General features: G+C 71.8%; 21 protein-coding genes. 11 read left to right on the top strand and 10 right to left on the bottom strand.

The annotated features are described in order from the left end of the window. Positions 1–650 precede the first annotated feature (650 nt). Positions 651–1121, bottom strand: coding sequence for a hypothetical protein (locus ACWCHM_RS23455; protein ID WP_454219831.1), 471 nt, complete (start codon positions 1119–1121; stop codon positions 651–653). 113 nt (positions 1122–1234) lie between these two features. Continuing rightward, positions 1235–1447 carry an acyl-CoA carboxylase subunit epsilon gene (locus ACWCHM_RS23450; RefSeq protein WP_454219829.1) on the bottom strand — a complete coding sequence of 71 codons (213 nt, stop codon included), beginning with the start codon at positions 1445–1447 and terminating at the stop codon, positions 1235–1237. Between the two features lie 91 nt (positions 1448–1538). On the opposite strand from ACWCHM_RS23450, the gene ACWCHM_RS23445 reads away from it, so the two are divergent. Then, entirely contained in the window at positions 1539–3677 is a 2139-nt protein-coding gene (locus ACWCHM_RS23445; RefSeq protein ID WP_454219828.1) for a serine/threonine-protein kinase, read from the top strand. A gap of 91 nt (positions 3678–3768) precedes the next feature. Further along, the gene (locus ACWCHM_RS23440) at positions 3769–4002 is read left to right on the top strand and encodes a hypothetical protein (protein WP_454219827.1); all 234 of its coding nucleotides are present in this window, start codon (positions 3769–3771) and stop codon (positions 4000–4002) included. Positions 4003–4101: 99 nt separating this feature from the next. Here ACWCHM_RS23440 and ACWCHM_RS23435 read toward each other — a convergent pair whose 3' ends face one another. After that, positions 4102–4854, bottom strand: coding sequence for a GH25 family lysozyme (locus ACWCHM_RS23435; protein WP_204956426.1), 753 nt, complete (start codon positions 4852–4854; stop codon positions 4102–4104). A gap of 163 nt (positions 4855–5017) precedes the next feature. Beyond that, positions 5018–5569, bottom strand: coding sequence for a Uma2 family endonuclease (locus ACWCHM_RS23430; protein ID WP_454219826.1), 552 nt, complete (start codon positions 5567–5569; stop codon positions 5018–5020). 99 nt (positions 5570–5668) lie between these two features. Between ACWCHM_RS23430 and ACWCHM_RS23425 the strand changes: the two genes are divergently transcribed. The 4 genes from ACWCHM_RS23425 (at position 5669) to ACWCHM_RS23410 (ending at position 9012) form a co-directional block, all read left to right on the top strand. Continuing rightward, a complete protein-coding gene (locus ACWCHM_RS23425; protein ID WP_204956427.1) occupies positions 5669–6412 on the top strand; it encodes a M50 family metallopeptidase in 744 nt (247 codons plus the stop codon). Between the two features lie 138 nt (positions 6413–6550). Further along, positions 6551–7543 (top strand): ketopantoate reductase family protein, encoded by a 993-nt coding sequence (locus ACWCHM_RS23420; RefSeq protein ID WP_454219825.1) that lies wholly within the window; start codon positions 6551–6553, stop codon positions 7541–7543. Between the two features lie 72 nt (positions 7544–7615). Next, complete coding sequence (locus tag ACWCHM_RS23415) at positions 7616–8113, top strand: SigE family RNA polymerase sigma factor (protein ID WP_145917901.1); 498 nt, start codon at positions 7616–7618, stop codon at positions 8111–8113. Then, entirely contained in the window at positions 8110–9012 is a 903-nt protein-coding gene (locus ACWCHM_RS23410) for a hypothetical protein (protein WP_454219824.1), read from the top strand. Before ACWCHM_RS23415 ends, ACWCHM_RS23410 begins: the two co-directional genes overlap by 4 nt. Positions 9013–9037: 25 nt before the next feature. Here the strand turns inward: ACWCHM_RS23410 and ACWCHM_RS23405 are convergent, their stop codons facing one another. Next, positions 9038–10618 carry an acyl-CoA carboxylase subunit beta gene (locus tag ACWCHM_RS23405; protein WP_454219823.1) on the bottom strand — a complete coding sequence of 527 codons (1581 nt, stop codon included), beginning with the start codon at positions 10616–10618 and terminating at the stop codon, positions 9038–9040. Positions 10619–10728: 110 nt separating this feature from the next. On the opposite strand from ACWCHM_RS23405, the gene ACWCHM_RS23400 reads away from it, so the two are divergent. Together ACWCHM_RS23400 and ACWCHM_RS23395 are read left to right on the top strand one after the other, a co-directional pair. Then, on the top strand, positions 10729–11604 hold the full coding sequence (locus ACWCHM_RS23400; protein ID WP_454219822.1) for a biotin--[acetyl-CoA-carboxylase] ligase: 876 nt from the start codon (positions 10729–10731) through the stop codon (positions 11602–11604). Between the two features lie 116 nt (positions 11605–11720). Continuing rightward, positions 11721–12293 (top strand): PH domain-containing protein, encoded by a 573-nt coding sequence (locus ACWCHM_RS23395; RefSeq protein ID WP_454219820.1) that lies wholly within the window; start codon positions 11721–11723, stop codon positions 12291–12293. 38 nt (positions 12294–12331) lie between these two features. Here ACWCHM_RS23395 and ACWCHM_RS23390 read toward each other — a convergent pair whose 3' ends face one another. Together ACWCHM_RS23390 and ACWCHM_RS23385 are read right to left on the bottom strand one after the other, a co-directional pair. After that, complete coding sequence (locus ACWCHM_RS23390; RefSeq protein ID WP_204956433.1) at positions 12332–13057, bottom strand: GtrA family protein; 726 nt, start codon at positions 13055–13057, stop codon at positions 12332–12334. 62 nt (positions 13058–13119) lie between these two features. Continuing rightward, a complete protein-coding gene (locus tag ACWCHM_RS23385; RefSeq protein ID WP_204956434.1) occupies positions 13120–13875 on the bottom strand; it encodes a GtrA family protein in 756 nt (251 codons plus the stop codon). Between the two features lie 139 nt (positions 13876–14014). Here ACWCHM_RS23385 and ACWCHM_RS23380 point away from each other — a divergent pair, with 139 nt between their 5' ends. From ACWCHM_RS23380 to ACWCHM_RS23370, 3 genes are all read left to right on the top strand, one after another. Further along, positions 14015–15856, top strand: a complete 1842-nt coding sequence (locus ACWCHM_RS23380) for a phosphoenolpyruvate carboxykinase (GTP) (protein ID WP_204956435.1) — start codon at positions 14015–14017, stop codon at positions 15854–15856. A gap of 87 nt (positions 15857–15943) precedes the next feature. Continuing rightward, the gene (locus ACWCHM_RS23375) at positions 15944–16822 is read left to right on the top strand and encodes a hypothetical protein (protein WP_454219819.1); all 879 of its coding nucleotides are present in this window, start codon (positions 15944–15946) and stop codon (positions 16820–16822) included. 112 nt (positions 16823–16934) lie between these two features. After that, the gene (locus ACWCHM_RS23370) at positions 16935–17705 is read left to right on the top strand and encodes an isoprenyl transferase (protein ID WP_204956437.1); all 771 of its coding nucleotides are present in this window, start codon (positions 16935–16937) and stop codon (positions 17703–17705) included. Between the two features lie 59 nt (positions 17706–17764). Here the strand turns inward: ACWCHM_RS23370 and otsB are convergent, their stop codons facing one another. From otsB to ACWCHM_RS23355, 3 genes are all read right to left on the bottom strand, one after another. After that, positions 17765–18589, bottom strand: coding sequence for a trehalose-phosphatase (otsB, locus tag ACWCHM_RS23365; protein ID WP_204956438.1), 825 nt, complete (start codon positions 18587–18589; stop codon positions 17765–17767). Positions 18590–18679: 90 nt separating this feature from the next. Beyond that, a complete protein-coding gene (locus ACWCHM_RS23360; RefSeq protein ID WP_204956439.1) occupies positions 18680–19033 on the bottom strand; it encodes a hypothetical protein in 354 nt (117 codons plus the stop codon). Positions 19034–19195: 162 nt separating this feature from the next. Continuing rightward, positions 19196–19636 (bottom strand): XRE family transcriptional regulator, encoded by a 441-nt coding sequence (locus ACWCHM_RS23355; RefSeq protein WP_204956440.1) that lies wholly within the window; start codon positions 19634–19636, stop codon positions 19196–19198. Positions 19637–19828: the final 192 nt, after the last annotated feature.

The following is a 19828-nucleotide window of genomic DNA, read 5'->3' as shown; positions in this document are numbered from 1 at the left end:
GGGAATGATCGGGGGGATGAGTGGTCCCGATTGGCCATCTGTGATACCTGGGCGTACTTCATCGTCAACCTTTGGGACGGGTCGAGTAACAGGGGGTCTTTGGAGCATGGTTTGGGCTTGTTGGAGTTCACCGCTGAGCCCGAACATCAACCCCCGTGCCTGCACGTTGAGCCGTTCCAGGTCCGCATCGGTCACCGGCGGGTCCACCACCCGGCTGCCCGCCGCCGCCCTGGGGTCGGCAAGCGTCGCCTCGTAACCACGCTTGCGCGCGAGTTTCTCGGCGTAGTCGTCGCGTATCCGCTTGAGTTCCGGCCTGGTGCTGTCGATGGCGCGGGCGACGGCGGCGAGGGCATCATGGTTGGCGGCGGCCGTATCGTGGGTGCGCTGCACCTTGCTGATCAGCTCGTCCAGTTCTCCGAGGTACGTCCTGGCGGCGGCGTTCGTCGCCGGTGGCCACGCCTCGGCGAGGCCGGCGCGGTACCGCCGGAGTTCCCGCAGGTGGTTCTGGGCGAGTTCGCAGACCTTGCGCCAGCCGGCAACGTGTTTCCAGTGCCCCGGCGTGTCCTGGTCCTGGAGGCACGCCCACATGCTGAGCACGTCCATCAGTTGCCAGTCGGTGAGGCCGGACGTCCGGCCGCTGCCCCGTTCGATCACGGCAGCACCACGGGGCCCGGGTTCTCCGGACTGTTGGGTTCGGGGGTCGTCCACGAGGGACGGTCGGTGGGCGGGGTGGAGGCGGCGATCCGCGGGTCGTGCAGGGCGCGTTCGACGTCGGCCACCCGGGCGTCGGCGAACGCGTCGGAACCCTGGTAGTCGGCGGCGATCCGGTGGGCGGCGGCGGCCAGCCGGCCGGTGTTGCCGGCGAGCCCGTGCACCAGATCGGAGGTGGCCTGCTGGGTCTCCCAGTGCGCCTGGAGGAAGTGCACCAGTTCGATGAAGGCGTCGCACGGGTTGGGCACGGCGGCGGTCATGTCGTCGGCGATGTAGCGCAGATGCGGCGTGTAGTTCCGGTCGACCTCGTCCTGGAGGCGGTCGGCGAACTCCCGCATCTGCCGGATGTCGGCCTCGATGCCGCCATAGTCACCCACCCCGGAAGCTGGGCGGCCCTCCTCTGGGATCACTGGCCCTCCCGACTGTCACGACGCCGTCTCCCAGGGTGAGATTAGTGGCAAGGCGTCGATCTCGGCAGCCCCGAGCCGGGTAGCGGGGACGGACCGCGCGGTGGGGGAGAGCGTCAGCGGGGCAGGCCGGAGACGCGCCAGGCACCGCGACCGGGTGCGGGGGCTGCGCCGGCCGGCCGGGCGCTGTGCGCCCACGTGGATTTCGTCACCGGCGGGGGCGGACCCGCCGGCCGGGAACGGAGCGCGATCGCGCCCACCAGCGCGGCCAGTTCCTCGGCGGTCGGGACTCCCCGGACGACCCGGAACAGCGGCTCTTCGGCAGACATGACGCCAGGGTACGCGTCGACAAGTTGACCCACGTCGCACAGTGGCGTGCCGGCGGTGTACGCGTTGGTGGGGCCGGGTACCGTCTCACCGATGTCTGACGTGCCTTCCCAACTCGTCGCTGACCGGTACCGGCTGCTCTCGCCGCTCGGTCAGGGCGGCATGGGCCGGGTCTGGAAGGCCCGTGACGAGGTGCTGCACCGGGACGTCGCCATCAAGGAACTCGTCCCGCCGCCGAGCCTGACCGACGACGAGCGCCGCGAGATGCGGGAGCGGTCGTTGCGTGAGGCGCGGGCGATCGCCCGGCTCAACCACGTCAACGTGGTCCGCATCTTCGACGTGCTGCGCACCGACGGTGACCCGTGGATCGTCATGGAGTACGTGGCGTCGAAGTCGTTGCAGGACACCCTCGCCGAGGACGGTCCGGTGCCGCCGGCCCGTGCGGTGGAGATCGGCCTGGGCGTGCTGGGCGCGTTGAAGGCCGCCCACAAGGCCGGCGTCATGCACCGGGACGTCAAGCCGGGCAACGTGCTGCTCGGCACCGACGGCCGGGTGGTGCTGACCGATTTCGGACTGGCCACCATCCCCGGCGACCCGAACGTCACCCGCACCGGCATGGTGCTCGGTTCGCCCGCGTACATCGCGCCGGAGCGGGCCCGGGACGGCACCGCCGGGCCGGAGGCGGACCTCTGGTCGTTGGGGGCGACGCTCTACGCGGCGGTGGAGGGCAAGTCGCCGTACGCCAGGCCGTCGGCGATCGGCACCCTGGCCGCGCTGGCCACGGAGCCGCTGCCGCCGGCCCGCAACGCCGGCCCGTTGAAGCCGGTGCTGACCGGCCTGCTCCGCAAGGACCCGACCGAGCGGATCACCGCCGAGGTGGCCGAGCGCATGCTGCGCCGCGCCGCCGGCAAGCGGGCCAGGGGCATCTCCCTGCTCGACGGGGTACGCCGGCCGGGGCCGAACGGTCCACGTGAGCCGCGTACCCCGGTGGTGCCGGCGCCCCGCCCGGCGCAGGGCGGGACCGGCGCGAAGACCTCGTCGTCCCTGGCCGCCGCAGCGGGAGCCGCCACCGGCACCGCAGCCGCGAAGGCAGCAGCCGCGAAGGCGGCGGCGGACAGCGCCGCGAACGACAGCGACGCCACTCGGGTCACGGCGGGCGGTGCCACCACGACTGGTGGCGCGGCGGAGCCGACGGTCGTCACCGGGGCGTCGACCGTGGGTGCGGACGCCACCGCGGTGGTGCCGGCCGGGGTGGACGCCGGGCCCACCACCAAGGTCACCCCGCCGGCCGGTGCCGACGCCGCGCCGCCCGGCCCGGCGGATTCGGCCGACGCTCCGGCGACCGGCGAAGAGGCCGGGTCGGCCGCCGAGGCTGTCGCACCGGCCGACGCGGACGCCGCGCCGACCAGCATGATCGACCCACCGGTCCGTGCCGGCCGGGAAGACCCGCCCCCACCGGCCAACCCCACCGCCGTGCTCGACGCGCCGGTCAGCCCGCCCGCCGGGGCCGCCGGGGTCGCCCCCGTCCCGGTGTACGACGGGACGCCGCCGGACCACAAGCGCCGTAACCTGCTGATCGGCGCGCTGGTCGCGGTGCTGCTGGTGGGCTTGGCGCTGGCCGTCCCGCTGCTCACCCGCTCGGACGACCCGGAGAACGGCACCCCGCAGGGCACCGACCCGACGAGTGCCGCCGCGTCCTCTGCCGCCCCCACGTCGGCTCCGGCGGCTCCGCCCCCGACCAGCGCCGCGCCCAGCCCGACGCCGTCGGCCAGCCCCTCCACCGACCCGAACGCGCTGCCGGAGGGTTGGGAGATGTACCAGGGGCCGACGTTCAAGGTCCCGGTGCCGAAGGGTTGGCGGCGCAGTGTCCGTTCCGATGCGGTCGTCATCACCGAGCCGAACGGGGTGCGGGAGCTGTTCATCCAGTGGACGTCCAGCCCGCTCAAGGACGCGGTCGCCGACTGGAAGAGCAAGGAACCGGACCGGAGGAATTTCGTCAGCAACTACCAGTACATCGACATCAAGGCGTGTGGCGGCTACCGCACCTGCGCGGACTGGGACTGGCTGGAGACCCGGGACAACACCCGCATCCACGTCCGCAACCGGGGCTTCGTCACCGCCACCAACCGGGGGTACGCGATCCGGTGGGAGGTGGCGGCGAAGGACTGGAACGCCAACCTGGACAACTTCGCCCTGATCACCAGCCGGTTCGTGCCGGACCGGAGGAACTGATCCCGGGGATTCCCGCGGGGGGTGAAATCGTTTCGCATGACTTTCCGTCGTACGGGGTATCTGACCCGGGACGACGGAAGGAGGTAGCGAGATGAGTTACCGACGCAGGGACGCCCGGCCGAGACTGGCACTGTGGATGCTCGTCGCCCTCGGCGATGTCGTCCTGCTGCTGCTCAGCGCCGGCGTGGCCGCGCTGGTCGTGTCGATCGCCGTCGTGACGGTCGCCGCCGCCGTCCTCGCCGCTTGGCGGCTGAGCCGACGGACCGCGACGGCTACCGCCACGGATGCCGTGACCATGCCGTTGACCAGCCGGAAGAGCGCCTGAGCCGACGGGTCCACGACCCGGCGACGGCGGCAGCCGGACCAGCCATCGACCGTACGGTGATGACCGGTCCCGCTGCCGCCGAGCCGGCTGCGGGGGCGGTCAGGTGTTGTTCGCGAGCGCGACCAGCCGGGCCCGGGTGCCGTTCCAGTAGTTGCGGTCGACGTTGCCGCTGATCCCGGAGACGCTGCCGGTGCTGGTGTACTGCCAGAAGCTCCAGACCGAGGCGCCGGCGGGCAGGGTGCCCACCGAGCTCGCCCAGCGGGCCACCCAGAGCGGGTGGTTGGCCCACGGGCCCGTCCAGCTGCCGGTGCACTGGTTCCACCAGCTCGTGGTGGTGTAGATGACCGCATACCGGCCGGTGCGGGAGCGGTAGGTGTTGAGGAAGTCCTGGATCCAGTTGCGCATCCCGGTGGTGGTCAGCCCATAGCAGGTGCCGCCGCTGTAGGGGTTGGCCTCGACGTCGAGCGCGGCCGGCAGGGTGCGGCTGTCCGCCGACCAGGCCCCGCCGTTGCTGGCGAGGTAGTTGGCCTGGGTTGCGCCGGAGGAGATGTTCGGCCGGGCGAAGTGGTACGCGCCCCGGATCACCCCGGCGTTGTAGGCGTTGACGTAGTTGGTGTTGAAGTTGGGGTCCTTGTAGCTCGTACCCTCGGTGGCCTTGATGAAGGCGAACTCGATTCCGGCGTTGCGGGCGCTGGTCCAGTTGATGGAGCCCTGGTAGTGGGAGACGTCGACGCCGGCGGTGGTGGCGGCGGCCGCGGGTCCGGCCGTGGCGACGAGGGCCGTGGCCGCGGTGGCGGCCACGGTGAGACCGGCGGCGAACAGCCGGCGCAACGAGAATCTGGTACGGGTCATGGATTCCTCCAGGGACGCCAATCGATTGACGCCAATCTTTGGAGATTCCTGCCCTTGATCGCAAGGGGGCCTAAGGAAACTTTCATCGACAAGGGTCGGGCCGACGTCTGGTGATCCGAACCGGTCAGGGCAGGCCAGCGGCGGTATCAGGTAGCCGATCGGCTCAGCGCAGCGCGGCCGGGTCGAGCTGCCAACGGAACGGCTCAGCCAGGGTCAGCGTCTCGCCGGCCTTCGCGACCTGGTCCTCCACGTAGTGCGTGCCGTCGAGCCGGTGGAGCCGCACCGAGTGGGCGTCACCGTCCTGCTCGACCAGTAGGTACCACGGGATGCCGGCGAGCGCGTAGAGCGGCATCTTGACCAGACGGTCGGCGGCGGCGTTGCCCGGGGAGACGATCTCGCAGACCAGCGCGACCTCACCGGCCTCGACCACCGTGCCCTCGTCGTCGGTGTCGGCGACCACCACGTCGGGAATGACGATCCGGTCCACCCCGAGCCGCACGTTCACCGCCTTGAACACCAGCAGCCCGAGGGGCCGGGCGGCTGGCCGAAGACTGTCGACAAGGCTCCACGACACCAACTGGTGCCGCTTGCTCGGAGCAGGGCTCACGATCAGGCTCCCGTCGAGCAGTTCAATCCGGTTGGGGGTTTCGCCCATGGCGAGGTAGTCGGCCTCGGTCCAGAGGCCGACGTGGTGTTCCAGGGGAGCCGCGCTCACCGGCCCTCACCTCCCGCTCCGCTCGCCGCCGGTCAGTTTCACACGATACGAGGTGACGACCGTCGAGCGACACGATCCGGCCGGGTAGGCTCCCCGGCCATGGTGTCGATCGACGGGCTGGGCGATCTCTGGGACCGGCTGTTCAGCGCCCAACCCGACCCGCCGCCCCTGCTGGTGGTGCTCACCGCCATGGCCGCTCTGGTGGTCGTCGCGGTCCGGTCATCCTGGCGGGTCGCCCGCAACGCGGTGACCATCGCCCACGAGGGCGGTCACGCCCTGGCGGCGCTGCTCACCGGACGGCGGCTGCACGGCATCCGGCTGCACTCGGACACCTCCGGCCTCACCCTCAGCGCCGGCCGCCCCACCGGCCCCGGCATGATTCTCACCCTGCTCGCCGGATACGTCGCGCCCTCGCTGGTCGGCCTGGGCGGTGCCTGGCTGCTCGGCGGCAACCGGATCACCCTGCTGCTCTGGGTCGCGGTCGCGCTGCTGCTCGCCATGCTGCTGCTCGTCCGCAACGTCTTCGGGGTGCTCTCCCTGCTGGTCACCGGTGGGGTGGTGCTCGTCGTCTCCTGGTACGCCACCGCGCAGGTGCAGGCCGTGTTCGCCTGGACCTCGGTCTGGTTCCTGCTGTTCGGCGGCGTCCGGCCGGTCTTCGAGCTGCAACGGCTGCGCAGCCGGGGCCGGATGCCCGAGTCCGACGCCGACCAGTTGGCCCACCTGACGCCCTTCCCGGCGCTGCTCTGGGTGGTCGTCTTCGGGCTGGTCAACCTGTTCGCCCTCGCCGTCGGCGCGGTCCTGCTCGCCGGCCCGTTGCTCGCCGAGGCCGGCATCCCGCTCTGACTCAGCGACGGGATGTCCCGCTCTGACCGGCGGGCGGGCATCCCACCCCGAGCGGGGTTGGGCCGGCCGGGCCCGGGTGACCGGTGGCACCCCGACGTCGGGTCGCCTACCTGGGCGGATGCGGGCAGAATCGGTCGGGTGCGATACCTGATCATCGGAGCGGGCGCGGTCGGCGGCACCATCGGCGTACTGCTGGGGGAGGCCGGCCGGGACGTGACGCTGGTGGCGCGCGGACCGCACCTGGCGGCGATCCGGCGTGACGGGCTCACCCTGCGTACCCCCGACCGGGCGGTGACCTGGCGGGGGCCGGCCACCGACGGGCCGGGGCCCGAGCCGCTGCCCGCCGACACCGTGCTGGTGCTGACGGTCAAGTCGCAGCACACCTGGGCGGCCCTGGACACCTGGGCGGACGCCCCGGTGGCCGGCGGCGGTACGGCGGGACAGCGGCTGCCCCTGTTCACCGCGCAGAACGGGGTGGCCAACGAGCCCACCGCGCTACGACTGTTCGCGCACGTCCATCCGGTCTGCGTGTGGCTGCCGGCCACCCACCTCGACCCGGGCGTGGTGATCGCCAGCGGCCACCCGTACCCGGGGATGTTGCACGTGGGTCGTTACCCGGGCGGTGCCGACGAGATCGACGCGGCGGTGGCGGCGGACCTGACCGCCGCCGGTTTCCTCGCCCCCGTCCGCGAGGACGTGATGCGGTGGAAGTACGGCAAGCTGCTCAACAACCTCGGCAACGGGGTGCAGGCCCTGTTCGGCGCCGGCCTGCCGGACTGGCTGCTCGACCGGGTCCGGGCCGAGGGGGCCGCCGTGCTCGCCGCCGCGGGCATCGCCCACCCCACCGACGAGGAGGAACGCACCGAACGCGGGGACCGGGTCGGCACCCGGCCGGTCGACGGGCAACCGCGCAGCGGCAGCTCCACCTGGCAGAGCCTGACCCGGGCGGCCGGCACCACCGAGGTCGACCACCTCAACGGCGAGATCGTGCTGCTCGGCCGACGGCTCGGGGTGCCCACACCGGCCAACGCCGCCGTGCAGACGGCGGTCCGGCGGCTGGCCCGGGACCGCCTCCCCGCCGGCAGCTTCCCGCTCGCCGAGCTGACCGACCTGCTCGACCGGGCAGAATGACCGGCTGAGCACGCAACCCACCGGGGCGCGGCACGCGTGTCACCTCTGACCGCCACGGGGGAGGTAACCAGGGTGCCGGACGTCGACGGCTTCGACGAGTTCTACCGGGGTAGCCGGCAACGGCTGCTCGGGTTCGTCTACGCGCTCACCGGCAACCTGGCCGAGGCGCAGGACGCCGTGCAGGAGGCGTACATCCGGGCCTGGCAACGCTGGTCGACGGTGAGCGGCTACGACGACCCGGAAGCCTGGGTACGGGTGGTGGCCTCCCGGATCGCGGTGAGCAGGTGGCGCAGCCTGCGCAGCCGGGCCCGCGCCTACCTGCGGCACGGGGTGACGACCGAGAGCGTGCCCGGCCCCGGCACCGAAACCCTGGAGGTGGTCGCCGCCCTGCGGCAACTGCCCGAGGAGCAGCGCACCGCGCTCGCCCTCTACTACCTGCTCGGCATGCCCGTGGCCGAGGTGGCCCGGGAGACCGCCGCCCCGGTGGGCACGGTCAAGGCCCGGCTCTCCCGGGGGCGTGCCGCGCTCGCCGGGCTGCTCGCCGGTGGCGACCTGGAGGAGGTCCGATGAGTGAGGAGCTGACCTTCGTCGACCGGCTGCACCGGGACCTGCGTGAGGTCCGCTGGCCCGAGCCGGCAGAGCTGCGGGCCCGCGCCCGCCGCCGCAGCCGTCGTACGGCGGTGCTGTCGACGGTGACGATGCTCGTCGTGCTGGCCGGTGCCGCCGTGGCGGTACGGGAACGGCCCACCGGGCCGGCGACGCCCACCGCCCCGGTCGCGGCCCCCGGGTCGGCCCCGGTTCGGACGGAGATCCCCCTCGACGCCCTGCTGTCCCCCGCCGACCTGCCGACGAAGACCGGCGAGCGGCTCGGCGACACCGGCCTGGGGGAGGCCGTCCGGATCGACCCGCTGCTCGAATCGTGTGGGCGGGAACGCGACGTCGACGCCCAACTGTCGGTGTCCCGCGCCTCCCGGTCGCAGACCCTGCTCCGCCCGATCACCCGGGCCGGCCAGCCGGCCACGCCCGTACTCAGCCAGGACGTCTACCGCATCGAGCTGGCCCGGGGGCGGTGGCTGTTCGGCGAGATCGACCGGCTGCTCAACGCCTGCGCCGAGTGGACCCTCGACGCGTCCACGCTCGCCGCCGACCAGCAGCCGGTGGCCACCGAGCAGGAACACCGTTGGGAGCCGTCGGCGCGGGACTTCGCCGGTGACCAGTCGGTGCTGCTGCGGCACGTCGCGTCGCAGCCCCGGGCGCGGACCGGCGGGAAACCGGTCGGCGCGGCGGTGAGCGTCGACACCACCCTGGTGGTCCGGGTCGGTGACCTGGTCACCGTGGTGGTGCCCGCCCCGGACACGGTCGCCGACCGGGTCGACGGCGCCGGGCCGGGGATGGGCCAGGCCGACCTGATGGCATTGGCCGACCGGGCCGCGAAACGCCTCTGCCCGGCCGCCGACACCCCCTGCTGATCCGCCGGGACGTGCCGACCTGCGGCTACAGCGGGATGTTGCCGTGCTTCTTCGGCGGCAACGTCTCCCGCTTGGTCCGCAGCACCCGCAGCGCCCGGACGATCTGGGTGCGGGTCTCGTGCGGCGGGATCACCGCGTCGACGTACCCGCGTTCGGCGGCGACGTACGGGTTGGCCAGGGTGTCCTCGTACTCGGCGATCCGCTCGGCGCGGACGGCGGCCGGATCGTCGGCGGCGGCCAGTTCCTGCCGGTAGAGGATGTTCACCGCGCCCTGCGCGCCCATCACCGCGATCTGCGCCGTCGGCCAGGCGAAGTTCAGGTCGGCCCCGAGGTGCTTGGAGCCCATCACGTCGTACGCCCCGCCGTACGCCTTGCGGGTGATCACGGTGACCTTCGGGACGGTGGCCTCGGCGTACGCGTAGAGCAGCTTCGCGCCCCGGCGGATGATGCCGTCCCACTCCTGGCCGGTGCCGGGCAGGAACCCGGGAACGTCCACGAAGGTCAGCACCGGGATGTTGAACGCGTCGCAGGTGCGCACGAACCGGGCGGCCTTCTCGGAGGCGGCGATGTCCAGGGTGCCGGCGAAGTGCATCGGCTGGTTGGCGACCACTCCCACCGGGCGGCCCTCCACCCGGCCGTAGCCGACCACGATGTTCTGCGCGTAGAGCGGCTGCACCTCCAGGAACTCGCCGTCGTCGAGGACGTGCTCGATGACCCGGTGGATGTCGTACGGCTGGTTGGCCGAGTCGGGGATCAGCGTGTCGAGTTCCCGGTCGGCGTCGGTGACGTCGAGGTCGGCGGGCGCGTCGAGGACCACCGGCTCGTCGAGGTTGTTCGACGGCAGGTAGGACAGCAGCGCCTTGACGTAGTCGACCGCGTCGTCCTCGTCGGTGGCGAGGTAGTGCGCGTTGCCGCTGCGGGTGTTGTGGGTACGCGCGCCGCCCAGTTCCTCCATCGCGACGTCCTCGCCGGTGACCGTCTTGATGACGTCCGGGCCGGTGATGAACATGTGCGAGGTCTGGTCGACCATCACGGTGAAGTCGGTGACCGCCGGGGAGTAGACCGCGCCGCCCGCGCACGGGCCCATGATCAGGGAGATCTGCGGGATGACCCCGCTGGCCCGGACGTTGCGGAAGAAGATCTCGCCGTAGAGGCCGAGCGAGACGACACCCTCCTGGATGCGTGCCCCGCCGGAGTCGTTGATCCCGACCACCGGGCAGCCGATCTTCATGGCCAGCTCCATCACCTTGACGATCTTTCCGCCGAAGACCTCGCCGAGGGAGCCGCCGAAGACCGTGAAGTCCTGCGCGAAGACACAGACCTGCCGGCCGTCGACGGTGCCGTAGCCGGTGACCACCCCGTCGCCGTACGGGCGGGTGCGGTCCAGCCCGAAGTTGGTGGACCGGTGCCTGGCGAACTCGTCCAACTCGACGAAGGAGCCCTCGTCCAGGAGCATGTCGATCCGCTCCCGGGCGGTCTTCTTGCCCCGCGCGTGCTGCTTCTCGACGCCGCGTGCGCCCGCGTGCAGCGCCTCGTCGACCCGGCGCTCCAGGTCCGCCAGCTTGCCCGCGGTGCTGTGGATGTTGGTCCCGGTCTCGGTAGTCACCCTGGGAATATAACGATGGTTCAGGCCGACGCCGCTGTGCAGTACGCCTCAGTAGCTTCCGCCGGAGGCTGGTCGGGCGCACGTGTCGACCGGGCCCGTAGGCTGGCGGGATGCCGGGTTCGCCGTACACCGATCTGGACCGCCCGCCGCTGTCGGCGGCGCGGCTGTCCCGGGCGTTGACCGCGCCGTCGGGCCCCTGGCGTCGGCTGGACCTGCGGCCGGAGACCGGCTCGACCAACGCGGACGCGGCCGACGCCGCGCGGGCCGGCGAGCCGGAGGGCCTGGTCGTGGTCGCCGAGCGGCAGACCGCCGGCCGGGGCCGCCGCGGCCGGGCCTGGCAGTCGCCGCCCCGGGCGGGGCTCGCGACGAGCGTGCTGCTGCGGCCCGGCGAGGCCGTCACCGCCCGTGACTGGCCGCCGGCCGCCCCCACCGGGTACGGCTGGCTGCCGCTGCTCGCCGGTGTCGCGCTGGTCGAGGCGGTCTCCCGGCTGGCCGAACTGGACGCCGGCCTGAAGTGGCCCAACGACCTGCTGATCGGGGGGGCCAAGTGCGCCGGCATCCTGGCCGAGGCGGTGCCGGCCGCCGGTGCGGCGGAGCCTCCCGCGATCGTGCTCGGCATCGGGCTGAACGTGACGCTGCGCGCCGACGAGTTGCCGGAGAACCCGACCGGGCTGCCGGCGACCTCGCTGCAACTGGCCGGGGCCACCGCCACCGACCGGGACCCGCTGCTGCGGGCGCTGCTGCGCGCCCTTGCCGACTGGTATGACAGGTGGCGGCTGGCCGGCGGGGACGCCGACGCGTGCGGCCTGCGGGCGGCGTACCTGGCCTCCTGCGTCACGGTGGGCCGCCAGGTGCGGGTGCTGCTGCCCGACGGCACCGACCTGACCGGGCTCGCCACCGGGGTGGACGCCGACGGGCAACTGCTCGTCGAGACCGCCGCCGGGCAGCGTCGGCTGGCCGCCGGGGACGTGCTGCACCTGCGGTGACCGGCGGGCCCGCGGTCGGTTCGTGCGCGGGGTGCACGGCCGACCGCCCGGCTGATCCGGTGGGTCGCCCCGACCGGTTACGGTCAGCGCGTCCGATTGTCGCCGAGGAGGTACCCGTGGCGTTCCCCGAAGACGTGCTCACCGAGGACGAGCACGTCGTCCTGCACCTGCACCCGCACTGGAAGGCGCTGCTGCGGCCGGTCCTGGTGCTGGTCGTCGGTGTCGCGGCGGTGGTGGCGGGCTGGCTCCTGCTGCCCGACGGCGACGGTGGCGCGCTCGTGCTCGCCGTGCTCGCCGGTCTGTTCCTGATCGCGGTGCTCTGGCTGGGGTTGTGGCCGTTCCTGGTCTGGCGCAGCACGCACTACCTGTTCACCAACGAGCGGGTGCTGCTCCAGGAGGGCGTCTTCTCCCGGCACCGGCGGGACCTGCCGCTGGCCCGGATCAACGACCACTCGATGACCCAGCGGTTCACCGAACGGCTGCTGGGCTGCGGCACGCTCACCATCGAGTCGGCAGGCGAGCGGGGGCAGTCGGTGCTCGTCGACGTGCCCCGGGTCGACCGAGTGCAGACCACCCTCTACGAGCTGGTGGAGGCGCAGCACGACAAGCACACGCTGGGCGACGGGGAGATGCGCGACATTTTCGCCGACATGCGGGAGGGCAAGCCGTTGCGGGACACCAGCGGCTGATCCTGGCGGCCCGCCGGCCCCGGGTGTACCGGGGCCGATCAGGGTCGCGGCGTGCGGCGGGTGGTGCCGGCGTGCAGCTCGGCGGCCAGCTCCGCCTCCAGGTCGCCGCCGGCGACGGCCGGGCCGAGGGTGCCGCCCCGGCCCTGCTTCAACACCGGTTCGACGGTCGGGGCCGGCGTTCCGGCCGCCGGGGCGGTGCGGTCCTCGGCCTGGCTCTGGGCCTCTTCCAGCTCGCTCACCGATTCGGCCAGCTCGGCGACCGGGTCCAGCTCGGCCATGGTGTCCCACTCGTCGCGCTTGATGGAGTGCCAGGTCTCCTCGGCGTGCTGGGGGACCGGCTGGAAGACGAAGGTCCGGTAGGACCAGAACCGGAACAGGGTGGCGAGCAGCACGCCCCCGGTCTTGGCCACGTTGAGCGCGAGCAGGCTGGTGAACCCCAGGCCGTACTTGGCGGCGGCGAGGACGCCGAGTTCGATGATCAGACCGGCGCCGTTGAACAGGAAAAACAGGGCGTATTCGCGCTGGAGTGCCGCTTTCGGTCGATCCCGGTACGTCCAGTGGCGATTCATCAGATACGACGTGATCGTCGCCACGATGGTGGCGATGACCGTCGCCTTCAGTTGACCGTCGACGAAAACGGTGAGTGCCAGAGCATTGAACACCGCGTAATTGATGACGGTGTTGACGCCCCCGACGATGCCGAATTTGAGCGCCTCGCGGATGAACTTCTGCCAGCGCTCGGGCAGCAGACGGACAAGACGCATGCGCAACACCTTAGGGCTGAGGACGGTGCCGGGAACTCCGGCTGGACGGGATGGGCGACCGGTCACGACCCGGACGACGGGTCGCTGGTCGCCTCCGTGACGGCGGGAGTTCCCGCTTCGACGAAGACGAACCGTCGGTACGACCAGAACCGGAACATCGTGCCGAGCGCGGTGCCCACCACGTAGCTGGCGATATTGTCGGCCAGCGGGGTGCGGAACACGCCGGGCCAGATGCTGCCCAGCCCGTACCGGCTGCCCGCCAGGCAGGCCACCGCGATGCCCAGGCCGACCGCGTTGAAGAAGAAGAACAGTGCGTACTCGCGGGCCGGGTTGGAGCGGACCCGGTGCCGCCAGGTCCAGAACCGGTTGCCCACGAACGCGACGGTCGCCGCGATCACCGTGGAGACGACCCGCGCGGTCACCGGCTCGACGCCACGCCCCAGCGTGAGGTAGTTGAACAGCGCGAAGTCGACCAGGAAGGCCACCCCGCCCACGGTGGCGAACTTGCTCAATTCACGCAGCAGGTGGCCGAACCGGTCCAACAACGAACGGACCAGACCCGGGCGGGTCTGCGGGGCACCCGGCTGGTCCCCGGTCATCGTCGCGGCCACCTCGCGAGCGTACCGGTTGCCGGCTGATCGGACGGGGTGCCACCGGCGACCCGCCGCCGCGCCGTGGGTCGACCCGGGTCCCCCGTTGTCCCGGGGCCGTTCCCGCGCCCGCCGGCAGTTCGTCGAAGGATTTGCGTGAAAGTGCGCGTGAAAGCGGGTATCAGCTCGTGTTACCGCAGCCGGGCCGTACCTTGTGCAGTTCTTCACAACCAGTCCCACTGACTCGCGGGTCCGCCCGGTTTACGCTGAGGCCAATCCCAGGTTTCCACGAAGGCGACGCGGCAGGCGTCCGCCGAGACTCGTGCATCCCATAAATCGGTCAGCGTCGACCACAAGGAGATGAGTCATGGTTGCTCCGGCTACTGTGCGGGGGATCGATCAGGCCCCCACGACCCACCCCAAGCTGCTCGCCTGGGTCCGGGAGATCGCGGAACTGACCACCCCCGACCGGGTGGTCTGGGTGGACGGGTCCGACGAGGAGTGGCGGCGTCTCACCGACGAACTCGTCGACAACGGGACCCTCGTCCGGTTGAACCCGGAAAAGAAGCCGAACTCCTTCTACGCCCGCACCGACCCCACGGACGTCGCCCGGGTCGAGGAGCGCACCTTCATCTGTTCCGTGGACGAGGCGGACGCCGGCCCCACCAACAACTGGATGGCGCCGGCCGAGATGAAGCGGACGATGACCGAGCTGTACCGGGGTGCGATGCGCGGCCGGACGATGTACGTCATCCCGTTCTGCATGGGGCCGGTCGAGGCCGAGAACCCGATGTTCGGCGTCGAGATCACCGACAGCCCGTACGTGGTCGCCTCGATGCGGATCATGACCCGGATGGGTACCGCCGTGCTCGACGCGATGGGCGACGACGCCGACTTCGTGCACGCGCTGCACTCCATCGGCGCCCCGCTCGCCCCCGGCCAGACCGACGTGGCCTGGCCGTGCAACGAGACGAAGTACATCTCGCACTTCCCGGAGACCCGGGAGATCTGGTCCTTCGGCTCCGGGTACGGCGGCAACTCGCTGCTCGGCAAGAAGTGCTACTCGCTGCGGATCGCCAGCGTGATGGGGCGCGACGAGGGCTGGCTCGCCGAGCACATGCTGATCCTCAAGATCACCTCGCCGGAGGGGAAGGTGTACCACGTGGCGGGCGCGTTCCCGTCCGCCTGCGGCAAGACCAACCTGGCCATGCTGGAGCCGACCATTCCCGGCTGGAAGGTCGAGACCATCGGCGACGACATCGCCTGGATGCGGTTCGGCCCCGACGGCCGCCTCTACGCGGTCAACCCGGAGTACGGCCTGTTCGGCGTCGCCCCGGGCACCGACTGGAAGACCAACGCCAACGCGATGCGGACGTTGGACCGGGGCAACTCGATCTTCACCAACGTCGCCCTCACCGACGACGGCGACATCTGGTGGGAGGGCATGGGCGAGCCGCCGGCCCACCTGATCGACTGGAAGGGCAACGACTGGACGCCGGAGAGCGAGAACCTCTCCTCCCACGCGAACAGCCGGTTCTGCACCCCGATCACCCAGTGCCCGATCCTGGCCGACGACTACTTCGACCCGAACGGGGTGCCGATCGACGCGATCCTGTTCGGCGGCCGTCGCCGGGACACCATCCCGCTGGTCACCGAGGCCCGCGACTGGGTGCACGGGGTGTACCTGGGGGCGACGCTGTCCTCGGAGACCACCGCCGCCGCGTCCGGCGCGGTGGGCGTGGTGCGCCGCGACCCGATGGCGATGCTGCCGTTCATCGGCTACCACGCCGGTGACTACTTCAACCACTGGATCGAGATGGGCAAGGGCGTCGACGGCGACGCCGCCAAGCTGCCCAAGATCTACTACGTGAACTGGTTCCGTAAGGACGCCGAGGGCAACTTCCTCTGGCCCGGCTTCGGCGAGAACTCGCGGGTGCTCAAGTGGGTCGTCGAGCGGATCGAGGGCAGCGCCGACGCGGTCGAGACCCCGATCGGCATGGTCCCGACCGCCGACGCGCTGGATGTCGACGGGCTCGACATGACCCCGGAGGACGTCCGGATCGCCCTCAAGGTCGACCCGCAGGAGTGGCGCAACGAGCTGCCGCTGGTCACCGAGTGGTTCGAGAAGTTCGGTGACAAGCTGCCGGCCGTCCTGTGGTCGGAGCTGGACGCGCTGCGCGCCCGGCTCGACGAGGACCGGTCGCGGTGACCCGACGCCCAGCACCGCCCGTCGGAAGGCGGCAGGCACCGCGCTGACAGGTGTGCCGGCCGCCGGTACCGGGCAAGACCGGAAACCATGAGGACGGCCGCCGTGACGCCACCGGTCCGGCGGCCGTCCGCCGTCCGGGCGCTGACCACCCTGCTCGCGGTGACCGCCGCCGCCACCGTCGGGGTCGAGCTGCTCAACTGGTGGTACGCCCCGGAGCAGGAGTTCGGCCTCGCGGTGCGCACCGGCTGGGCGATGCTGCGGTCGCTGGGATTCCTGGTGCTGATCGGGCAGGTGAACCGGGGGCGGGCCGGGGCGAAGCCGTTCGGGCTGATCCTCGCCGTGACCACCGTGTTCGCGGTCGGCCGGCTGGTGGTGCCCCGGCAGGGCGTCCCGCCGCTGCCCGGCCTGCTCGGCTTCGCCGTGCTCACCGCGCTCTGCGTCGCCGTGGTCGTGCTGCTCTACCGCTGCGACGCGGTCGTCGGGCACCTGGTGCGCCACCGCCGGGGCCTGGTCGTCGAGGGCGGGACGATCGCCTGGCGGGAGGTCGCCCCGAAACGCCCCCAGGTCACCGCCTGGCTGCTCACCGCCCGGGTGGCCGCGTTCACGTACAGCCCGTTGATGCTGGTGCCCGCGCTGGTGGCCGGCGGCGCGGTGCTGGACGGCCGGCTCGGCGTCGTACCCGTGGTGCTGGCCTGGTTCGCCGCCGGCATCGTGGTGAGCTACCTGGTGCTGTTCTGTACGGCGTTCCTGCTGCGCGGCAGGCGGTGGGCCCGCCGCCTGCTGGTGACGGTCACCCTCGGCGTGCTCGCGGTGAACCTGCCGCTGTGCTGGTGGCTGCTCGGCCTGGACGGTCTGGTCCGCGAGGGCGCACCCCTGCTGGCGGCGGCCACCCTGGCCCTCTACGCCCTGCACCGCGCCCCCGCCACCCCCGCCTCCGCCGACGCCCCCGACGCCCCGCCCCGGTGATCAAGAGATTTCGGTCAGTGGACGGCCCATCGACGACGTATTTCTCTTGATCGCGCACGGAGTGCGCCACCGAGGCACTGATGTTCGGTGTGGGTCGCTACCCTGCAAGGTGATGACTCTGCGGAAACTTCTCTACTCCGTCTACGAGCGCCGGCTGACGGCCAGGCTCGCGGGTCGACCGGTGCCCCGGCACGTCGGCGTGATGTGCGACGGCAACCGCCGGTGGGCGCGGGAGATGGGCTTCGTCGACCCGAACGACGGTCACCGGATGGGTGCCGAGCGGATCAAGGAGCTGCTGCGCTGGTGCGACGCGGCAGGCGTCGGCCACGTCACGCTCTGGCTGCTCTCCACCGACAACCTGTCCCGGCCGGCGGAGGAGCTGGACCCGCTGCTCCAGATCATCGAGGATCTCAGCACCGAGCTGGCCGAGGAGGGCAACCCCTGGCGGCTGCGGATGGTCGGCGCGCTCGACGTGCTGCCCAACCAGCACGCCCAGGCGCTCAAGGCCGCCGAGGAACGCACCCGGGAACGCACCGGCGGCGCGCAGGTCAACATCGCCGTCGGCTACGGCGGCCGGCGCGAGATCACCGACGCGGTGCGGTCGCTGCTGGTGGAGCACGCGGCCAAGGGCGGCACTATCGAGGAACTGGCCGGCACGCTGGACGTCGACCACATCTCCGAGCACCTCTACACCCGGGGCCTGCCCGACCCGGATCTGATCATCCGGACCAGCGGCGAACAGCGCATGTCCGGTTTCATGCTCTGGCAGTCGGCGCACTCGGAGTTCTACTTCTGCGAGCTGAACTGGCCCGACTTCCGCCGGGTCGACTTCCTGCGCGCCCTGCGCTCCTACGGCACCCGGCAACGCCGCTACGGCACCTGACCGGCCGACGCGACGGGCGGGGGCTGCGGGCATGTCGGCCGATGCCCCCGCGCGCACGGTCAGGTCAGGTGATGCACGGCCCGGGTGAGGAAGTCGCCGAGCGCGGCGGGGGAGTCGATGGTGAGGTCGGCGGCCTCGGCGACCTCCCGGCCGGTCTCCGGGTTGGCCACCGCCACGCAGATGCCGAGGAACCCCGGATCGGCGGCGGAGCGGGCACGCAGCGCCGCGAACGCCTTGATGTCGGAGACGTCGTCGCCGAAATACCACGCGCCGCCGGCGTCCCGGACCACCTCGCCGATGACCAGCCCCTTGTCCCGGTCGACGGGGGGCTTGAGCTCCAGCACCATCCGGCCGGCCTGCACCCGCAGCCCGAGCCGGTCGGCCTGCGCCCGCCCCCACTGCTCGACCGCCGGACCGAGCTGCTGTGCGGTACGCCAGTGCAGGGCCACGCTCAGCCGCTTGAACTCGACCAGCGCCCCGGCGGGCAGTTCGGCGCGGGCCCGGTCGGCCAGCTCGGCCATGGTGGGCACCCAGGGCAGCGCGGCGGGCTCGGTGACGGTCTCGCCGCCGGAGTGGCTGTGCTCCAGGCCGTACAGTCCGTAGAGGTCGATCCCGGTGAGGCCACCGAGGTGGTCACGGAGGAAGTCGACGGGACGGGCGGAGACGATCGCCACCCGCTGCACCACCGGGGCGAGCGCCTCCAGGGCGGCGAGCACCTTGGGTGCGGGGCGTACCGCGGTGGGGTCGTCGTCGACCGGCGCGAGGGTGCCGTCGAAGTCGAAGAAGAGGACGGTGTCTGCGGCCCGCTCGGCGGTGGTACGCCAGGCGTGCTCAGCATCCAGCGGGGTCTGCGGCTGCTGGTTACCCAGATTCAACGGCGGCACGCGCGACAGCGTACCCCGGAGGCGGTGGATGATTCGTGGCTTCGGAGTGGCTTCTTGACACCGCCGGGGTATGTGGTCAGTGAGTGCTGCTCAGCGTTCGGCGGCCCCCCGCCCCCGCCGTCCCAAGGGCACCACGGTTGCCTCCCGGCCCTGATTGAGCAGGTAACCCTCGACGAAACCGGTGTTCCGGTCGCCGGTGCGGGTCTCGATCTCGTTGAGCCGCGCCACCAGGAACTCGGTGAGCGCGCTGACCCGGTCGTCGAGCCGGTCGTGCAGTTCGGCGACCACCGCCAGGACGACGGCGGTGCCGGCCACGGTCAGGGCGAAGAGGTTGACCACCAGCGGGATCTGCCCGCCCCCGCCCAGGCCGGCCACCAGGTTCGCGGTCACGCACGCGGTCAGGGAGACTGCCGCGACCACGACTGCCCACCACTTCAGGGTCATGGACAGACCCCTCCTTCTGTCCCGCAGGGCTGAGTTCGGCCTTGTCCCGTCCCCCCGCCGACGACGAGCCCAAGCAGTACGAATAGGGACGCTAGCGTGCCCGTTGCCGGCCCGGAGCGAAACGATCGGGTCTGCTCAGGCGTTCTTTCGCCATCTGAGGAACTACCCGGCCTGCTCTTCGCCCTTTCGGACATCGAGCGGAAGCGTGGGGCGGTATGCGAGGTAACGAATGGTTTCCCTGATGTGGAACTTCTCCGCGTCCGACACGGCGGGGTCGACCAGCCGGCGCAGCAGCGCCTCGACGTCCGGGTCCATCGGGGGAGCGCCGGGGGCGCCCCGGGGGGTGGCGGCCCGGTCCCAGCCGAGGGCGGCGAAGGCGGCGGCCGGGTTGAGGCCCAGCCCCTCACAGAACGCCACCACCCGTTCCGCCTCCGGGTCGCTGGCCCAGTCGCCGCGGACCCACCTGTTGATCGTCTGGCGGGAGACGCCGGTGCGCCGGGAGACCTCGGTGCCGGTCCAGGCGCGCATCGCCCGGGCATCGTCGAGCGCCCGACGAACGAAGGTGGCGAATGCGATCTTCCGGGCGGGGGCGGTCTCGGTCACCCCGAAACCGTACGACCGTAGCGCTCGTCCAGGCTGCCCGGGGCAGATCTTTGTCACGCATATGAGACGGCCTCGCCGGAGCGGCCGGACCGGCCCGGGAACCGGTGCGAAGGGGTCTCACCTGGGCATAATACCGCCGAGCGAGGTGGTCAGGAACCGGACGAAAAGCTGATACTGTCACGCTCATGGGAC

Source organism: Micromonospora sp. SCSIO 07396 (assembly GCF_053667945.1).
This window is presented reverse-complemented; position numbering and strand designations above follow the sequence as displayed.

Bases quoted from the DNA above. Each gene is read 5' to 3' on its own strand.
- ACWCHM_RS23435 (WP_204956426.1), bottom strand. From the start codon at position 4,854: ATGACCCGTACCAGATTCTCGTTGCGCCGGCTGTTCGCCGCCGGTCTC.
- ACWCHM_RS23400 (WP_454219822.1), top strand. From the start codon at position 10,729: ATGCCGGGTTCGCCGTACACCGATCTGGACCGCCCGCCGCTGTCGGCG.
- ACWCHM_RS23370 (WP_204956437.1), top strand. From the start codon at position 16,935: ATGACTCTGCGGAAACTTCTCTACTCCGTCTACGAGCGCCGGCTGACG.
- ACWCHM_RS23440 (WP_454219827.1), top strand. From the start codon at position 3,769: ATGAGTTACCGACGCAGGGACGCCCGGCCGAGACTGGCACTGTGGATG.
- ACWCHM_RS23425 (WP_204956427.1), top strand. From the start codon at position 5,669: ATGGTGTCGATCGACGGGCTGGGCGATCTCTGGGACCGGCTGTTCAGC.
- ACWCHM_RS23450 (WP_454219829.1), bottom strand. From the start codon at position 1,447: ATGTCTGCCGAAGAGCCGCTGTTCCGGGTCGTCCGGGGAGTCCCGACC.
- ACWCHM_RS23375 (WP_454219819.1), top strand. From the start codon at position 15,944: ATGAGGACGGCCGCCGTGACGCCACCGGTCCGGCGGCCGTCCGCCGTC.
- ACWCHM_RS23390 (WP_204956433.1), bottom strand. From the start codon at position 13,057: ATGCGTCTTGTCCGTCTGCTGCCCGAGCGCTGGCAGAAGTTCATCCGC.
- ACWCHM_RS23445 (WP_454219828.1), top strand. From the start codon at position 1,539: ATGTCTGACGTGCCTTCCCAACTCGTCGCTGACCGGTACCGGCTGCTC.
- ACWCHM_RS23380 (WP_204956435.1), top strand. From the start codon at position 14,015: ATGGTTGCTCCGGCTACTGTGCGGGGGATCGATCAGGCCCCCACGACC.
- ACWCHM_RS23360 (WP_204956439.1), bottom strand. From the start codon at position 19,033: ATGACCCTGAAGTGGTGGGCAGTCGTGGTCGCGGCAGTCTCCCTGACC.
- ACWCHM_RS23410 (WP_454219824.1), top strand. From the start codon at position 8,110: ATGAGTGAGGAGCTGACCTTCGTCGACCGGCTGCACCGGGACCTGCGT.